Source organism: Bartonella sp. AP150HLJHH (assembly GCF_042196385.1).
Taxonomy (GTDB): Bacteria; Pseudomonadota; Alphaproteobacteria; order Rhizobiales; family Rhizobiaceae; genus Bartonella.
The window spans coordinates 1-5,956 of record NZ_JBHIQC010000050.1 but is presented as its reverse complement, the minus strand read 5'-3'; the positions used below and the strand labels follow the sequence as shown (position 1 = coordinate 5,956).

8 protein-coding genes and 1 pseudogene are annotated in these 5,956 nt (G+C 36.7%); all 9 read right to left on the bottom strand.

Annotation, left to right across the window (positions count from 1 at the left end):
- The coding region (locus ACFING_RS09110) for a type IV secretion system protein (RefSeq protein ID WP_375630595.1) at positions 1–392 on the bottom strand (392 nt) is incomplete at its 3' end.
- 188 nt (positions 393–580) lie between these two features.
- Positions 581–1,348 carry a type IV secretion system protein gene (locus tag ACFING_RS09105; RefSeq protein WP_375630593.1) on the bottom strand — a complete coding sequence of 256 codons (768 nt, stop codon included), beginning with the start codon at positions 1,346–1,348 and terminating at the stop codon, positions 581–583.
- On the bottom strand, positions 1,345–3,816 hold the full coding sequence (locus ACFING_RS09100) for a VirB4 family type IV secretion/conjugal transfer ATPase (RefSeq protein WP_375630591.1): 2,472 nt from the start codon (positions 3,814–3,816) through the stop codon (positions 1,345–1,347). The genes ACFING_RS09105 and ACFING_RS09100 overlap by 4 nt, the downstream gene beginning before the upstream one ends.
- 2 nt (positions 3,817–3,818) lie before the next feature.
- Entirely contained in the window at positions 3,819–4,127 is a 309-nt protein-coding gene (locus ACFING_RS09095) for a type IV secretion system protein VirB3 (protein ID WP_375606609.1), read from the bottom strand.
- Positions 4,128–4,139: 12 nt separating this feature from the next.
- On the bottom strand, positions 4,140–4,451 hold the full coding sequence (locus tag ACFING_RS09090) for a conjugal transfer protein (RefSeq protein ID WP_375630589.1): 312 nt from the start codon (positions 4,449–4,451) through the stop codon (positions 4,140–4,142).
- A gap of 234 nt (positions 4,452–4,685) precedes the next feature.
- Entirely contained in the window at positions 4,686–5,006 is a 321-nt protein-coding gene (gene trwL, locus ACFING_RS09085) for a VirB2 family type IV secretion system major pilin TrwL (RefSeq protein WP_375630588.1), read from the bottom strand.
- A gap of 81 nt (positions 5,007–5,087) precedes the next feature.
- Positions 5,088–5,411 (bottom strand): VirB2 family type IV secretion system major pilin TrwL, encoded by a 324-nt coding sequence (gene trwL, locus ACFING_RS09080; protein ID WP_375630586.1) that lies wholly within the window; start codon positions 5,409–5,411, stop codon positions 5,088–5,090.
- Between the two features lie 71 nt (positions 5,412–5,482).
- On the bottom strand, positions 5,483–5,803 hold the full coding sequence (gene trwL, locus ACFING_RS09075) for a VirB2 family type IV secretion system major pilin TrwL (protein WP_375630584.1): 321 nt from the start codon (positions 5,801–5,803) through the stop codon (positions 5,483–5,485).
- A gap of 80 nt (positions 5,804–5,883) precedes the next feature.
- Positions 5,884–5,956 (bottom strand): annotated as a pseudogene (locus ACFING_RS09070) (conjugal transfer protein); the annotation flags it as partial.

The window sequence follows — 5,956 nt, the reverse complement described above, 5'->3', positions numbered from 1 at the left end:
AAAAGACGTCCTGCATATTGAAATCCTTTGGTTGCTGCTTTGTCCAGTAAATTCATTAATTGTGTATCATTGAGTGGATTTGTTATAAGCGCTTTTGATAACTCATAGGGCATTTGTGTGATCAAATTGGCAATTTCACTCTGATAAAGTCCTGTGGTAAGAGCTATTGAAGTAATAATACTTATCCTTAGGAAACGATTTACAAATCCGGAGAGAGGCATATCTATAGCGCCACGAATGATGAGCCATCCATAGATGATGAAAGCGATTGTGATACCGATTGAAACAAAGGGTGTAATTGTAGCTATTGTTTTTGAGGAAATATCCGTGACATATGTTTTTGTTATCTGATCAATTTTATTGAAAAGTTGCGTGAACACTGTAAAGTTCATGGAATTCCTCTTTAACGAATTTTCAACTTTTTATATGATTTTTAAGCATTTTTCGTTGAACTTTTTAAGGATAAAATGAAACTTCGTAGACCTTTTTGATCTATGAGAGAGAATTGAGTATTACGCATTAACTTTTTCTTTTTACGAGCATACAGGGAAATAATATACAAAATGTTATTATAAAAGCTTTACCTAATAAATCTTATGGTAGGCATTTTCGTGTTTTTACTATTCAAAATTTTTATGTTATGCTTATCTTTCTGTTGTTTGATAAGTGTATGTTCAGCATTGCGTAAATGTGTAACCATTTGTAGTTTTGCTGTTTCATTTTGTAGCATAGCAAGCATTCCAATTATATGTGCTTGTAACTCGGCAATACTTTTTAGATCTTTTGTTGTCGTGATTTCTTTTAATAGTTCTTCAATTTGCTGAAAACGATTGTTTGCTTCTTGAAAAGTTTTTAAACTTACGGCTTTATCAGTGATGGCTGCATATTGGATGCGCTTGTTGATAAAACTGCTAGATTCATGGATAGTAACAGGAATTTCTTCTTCTTTTAAAATATTTTCAAGTGATGTAGATAGAGCAGAAGGTTTATTTCTATTGTAGAGATTCTCTGGATTTTTGAGAAAAAAGCTACTGTGATCTGTTTGTACATTTTTAAGTTTTTTAGTATCGAATTTTTGGCTTCCCGTTATAGACTCGTGTATCTTTTTTACTTCCTCAAGGTGTTTTTTTAGCATATCGAGAAGTTGGGCATCAGATGGCGCTTTCTTTTGCTGTGGAGTTTTTTTAGACTTTGATCTATTTGAAGATGATTTCCCAAAAAAATTGGGCCACGTCGTTGGAATTGATGCTCCCAAATCCGCCGCCCCAGCGCCCCAAACCCAAGCCATCGCTGGGTTTGAAATCCCTAAAGTTATTACAACTACTATTGAAATGACCTTTTTTTTCATGTTTCCCTCCTGTCATTTTTTGCGTGCTGTAAGAAAATTGGCAACCATATTGCTGGATCATCACCAACTTCTGCGATAATGCTTTCGGCTAACTCTGCGTTATCAGGTGTACCTGATAACACCAAGAGCTCGTCACTAAAGTCGTGTTCGATGGTTTTTCCATCGCGTGTCAGGTGGAATTTACCAAGATTCAGTTCTGCAAGCGCAGATTGATCACCCTGCTTAATGAGGAATTGGCGACTAAACTCACCAAGTCCTTTAACGAGTTCAAATTCGGCATCTGTTAGTTTAAAGCCTTTTGTATAATCTTCATAATTTGCTTTGGGATTGGCTAGAAAAATGTAAGTTGCACACTGTTGAATGAGTGTTTTGGCAATATTACTTTCCAAGGCATCGCTAGGCTCTTGTGTTGCATAAACAAAAATACCATTTTGTTTACGGATAGTCTTTTGTTTATTTTTCGCTAAATCTTCAAAGTACGGATCTTGCAAAGGCTTCCAAAACTCGTCAAAGATATACATAAATCGCTGTCCGCTAATCATGCCTTCTGTGCGGTAAAGCAAATACATCATCACTGGAGTGCGAGTTTCAAAATTATCTAAGAATTCCGTGATATCAAAGCCGTAAATTTGATGTGTTGAGAGATCAAGAGCATCATGGGGATTATCAAACAACCACCCATAATCACCACCTTCACACCATTTTAGTAAGCGAGCATGAACAGATGGGTGAGCATTATAATCACTTAAACGTGGATTTGGTAGAAATTGTACTAGAAAGGACAAACGACGGAGTGATCGGTCAATATTAGCACTCATAACAGACATAACTGCTTTGTTAATTTCTTCTTCGTCGTGATGCGTGACCTCACCACCAGCTTCTGCCAATTTTTTAACAAATTGTTTCAAAAAAATCAGATTTTCTTGTGTTGGTGGGAGTTGGAAAGGATTGAAACCACTTTTTCTGCCTGGCTTGAATGTTAAATATTTTCCACCCATCGCCCGAATGGCAATTTCCATGCCACGATCTTTATCAAAAACAACAGTTGTCGGCTTAAATTTTTGTGCTTGTGCTAACAAAAAGCCGAGTAACACGGTTTTACCCGAACCAGATTGTCCGATAAGCGCGGTATTACCAAGTAAACGTTTATCTGTCGAGTCCTCTTCAAGTTTGGAGGCATGAAAGTTGAAATAAAGCGGTGTTTTACTGGTTGTTTTAAGAATTGTGACGGCTGGACCCCATGGGTTACCAGTGGGTTTTCCTGACATAAAATTATGAAAAGATGAAAATGATAAAAAGTTCAATGATGTAATCGGAGCAGGACGCGGTCTCCATTTCCAATTGCCAGGAAGTTGTGCCCAATAGCCAGCCTCTATTGCTAAGTCTACAGGTTTGGGCAGTACCGCAACGTCTAGTAATGCTGCACTTGCTTTGGCCATATGGTCGCGAACTTGTTGAATTGTATCACCATAGATCGTCAATGTGCAGTGATGTTCTCCCATGACAAAATGCCCACTGATAAGCTGGTTTAATGCTTCGTCAATTTGTTCAATTTGGCTCGTTGCCACATCTCGTGCATCAATAAGATTACGCTGATGCCGTTGTAAATAATCTTTAGCAGCATGTCGGGAGAGAACTGAAAAGCTCTGCGTCAATACGAACTCGAAGTCACTTTCCAACAAAACATTCAATTGTCCTGGTTTGGTTGTTGCATCATATTCTTTAATTTCAAGCATTCCAAATCGACGCATTCCACTGGTTGTTCGCAGTTCACCAAGAGCGCCCCATTTTGAGAAAAAAGGTCGATTGACAGACATATAGTCAGCAAAACGGTTATGGCAAATTGGCATAGGGCGATATTCACCATTGACAAGCATTCCAAGGAATTCAAGTGCAGAAGAATAAGCATGCCCATTTTTTTCATAAGCACCAAGAAGTTCTGCACCGTAACGGTTTAAAGATTGGCCTAAAGTACGATTGATGTCATTGAGTTCTTTGATACACGAGTCTTGTCGCATCTTTTTTTGATCAAGCGTTTCACGTTCATGTTGAGAAAAGAACGACATAATTTTATCCGCTATCGGTTGAAAAATGATCGTCAGATATAAATCATTGACCATCAAATTATAACCAGTAAAGCTTTGCCGATATTTTTCATCAAGTTGATAGCAAAACATTTGATCAAATGTTGAATCAGGATATTCATAAACACGGCGGCGCACAATATGTGTCCAAAATGATAAATTGGCTGATGCAATACCCCGTAGAGTATTATTAAGCTCTTTTATCCATTGAAAAATATCTTCTTCTGAAGCGCTTTGATGTGAACGCCCGTCAATCTTCCAAACTGACAAATATTCCGCATTTTTAGTAGAAATAATCGTATCTGTAATATGATGTGAATAAGGTAGAAACAGGCTTACAGGTGCTTCTGATGCAAGGCGTTTGCTGCTTTCAACAGCTGTCATGTTTATCTCCTTTTACTATAATCAGAGGGACTATAACTTGATGCGCCCCAAAAACCTTTGTTGCGATTGCGAAATTTAGTATCGATCCATAACCACCAGATACGAAACGCCTTATCATCGTTTTTAGTAATTTGCACCATAATGAACCATAATGGAGGTGCCATAATCCACAAAAAGATACTTACTGTCATGGCAATAACAGCGACCCCCATAACCATAACGATAAATGGCATCATGGGGACACCCCATATCGTTGGAACACGTGTTGCTCCTTTGAATAGGGGGAATTCTTTTTGCTCTTGTGATTTCATGGGGTGCTCTTGTCAGTAGAGGTAAAATAATATGTGGCTAATATAAAAGGCTGCACCAGCAATAATGACGCTGAAGGCCCATCGTATAAATGTAGCTCTTGCGATGATGCGAAATATATAAATAAGCAAAAGTAATAAAAGAATAATGAGGGCAACGATAGGAATAAGTACACTTAATCCATATTGCATTCCTATGAAGGCATCCAAGCTCTCTGTTTCCGTCTGAGCATATGCAGATTGCGTTATTAATAACATCATTGAAGTGATGATAATAACATTAATCCTGTTGCACGTCTTCGCTTGAAACGTATTTGATTGTTTCATATTCTTTATCCCCTTTTAATTAAAGTCGCTATAAATAATATTCCTTTTTTCAGTATGGCTACATTATTACTGGTACACACCTATAATCGATGGGTATTAAAAACATTACGTATTATACATGATTCATGAATTACCTTTCAATAATATTGCAGTAAGTTTTGTTGTAGAGGGTACGATAACACTGATTGTCTATTGTATAAGCGTATTGTGTTGTATTATTTATAATTAACGCCATTATGCCTTAAATAGCAGAGTAACAAGTTGGGTTGCAGAACCTGCGATGACAACACCGATTGCCCACCGTACAAAAGTATCTTTTCCGATGTAGCGTCCCGCATAACCAATTGCTAAGCACAACAGTATAACGGCAGCAGCGATAGGGATAATCACTTTTAAGTCTGTCTGTAAACCTTCTAAAGCGCCTTCTGCATTTTTTAAAACACTCGCTTTGGCTTGTGCATGAGCAGAACTATTCATAAAGAACGCAGTCATAACTGCAGAAATTGCGGTGATTTTGTTGTTACTTTTTGATTGAATACTAGTTAATTTTTTCATATTTCACTCTTATTAAAATCTAGATAATATTTTTATATAAATAAACATATTGTGTTTTATAATTTATAATTAATGCCCTTATTACGTTGTTTTAAATAGCAGAGTAACAAGCTGGGCTGCAGAACCTGCGATGACAACACCAATTGCCCACCGCACAAAAGTATCTTTTCCGATGTAGCGTCCCGCATAACCAATTGCTAAGCATAATAGTATAATAGCAGCAGCAATAGGTATAATCTTTTGAATATCGCCCTGTAAATCTTCTAGAGCCTTCTCTGCATTTGTTAAAACACTCGCTTTGGCTTGTGCATGAGCAGAACTATTCATAAAGAACACAGCCATAGCAGCAGAAATTGCGATGATTTTGTTGTTACTTTTCGATTGAATACTAATTAAATTTTGCATATTTCACTCTTATTAATATAGATAATATTTTTATATAAATAAACATATTGTATTTATAATTGATGTCATTATCACGTTGTTTTAAATAGCAGAGTAACAAGTTGGGTTGCAGAACCTGCGATGACAACACCTACTGCCCAACGTACAAATGTGTCTTTTCCGATGTAGCGTCCCGCATAACCAATTGCTAAACATAGAAGTATAACGGCAGCAGCGATAGGGAGAATTACTTTTAAGTCTGTCTGTAACTCTGTTAGAGCATTTTTTGCATTTGTTAAAGTTTTTGCGGCTTGTGCATGAGAAGAACTATTCATAAAGAATGCAGTCATAGCAGCAGAAATTGCGATGATTTTGTTGTTACTTTTTGATTGAACACTAATTAACTTTTGCATATTTCACTCTTATTAAAATCTAGATAATATTTTATATAAATAAACATATTGTGTTTTATAATTTATAATTAACGCCATTATTACGTTGTTTTAAATAGCAGAGTAACAAGCTGGGTTGCAGAACCTGCGATGACAACACCGATTGCCCACCGT

Coding starts and splice junctions, on each gene's coding strand:
- ACFING_RS09105 (WP_375630593.1), bottom strand. CDS start 1,348: ATGAAAAAAAAGGTCATTTCAATAGTAGTTGTAATAACTTTAGGGATT.
- ACFING_RS09100 (WP_375630591.1), bottom strand. CDS start 3,816: ATGACAGCTGTTGAAAGCAGCAAACGCCTTGCATCAGAAGCACCTGTA.
- ACFING_RS09095 (WP_375606609.1), bottom strand. CDS start 4,127: ATGAAATCACAAGAGCAAAAAGAATTCCCCCTATTCAAAGGAGCAACA.
- ACFING_RS09090 (WP_375630589.1), bottom strand. CDS start 4,451: ATGAAACAATCAAATACGTTTCAAGCGAAGACGTGCAACAGGATTAAT.
- trwL (WP_375630588.1), bottom strand. CDS start 5,006: ATGAAAAAATTAACTAGTATTCAATCAAAAAGTAACAACAAAATCACC.
- trwL (WP_375630586.1), bottom strand. CDS start 5,411: ATGCAAAATTTAATTAGTATTCAATCGAAAAGTAACAACAAAATCATC.
- trwL (WP_375630584.1), bottom strand. CDS start 5,803: ATGCAAAAGTTAATTAGTGTTCAATCAAAAAGTAACAACAAAATCATC.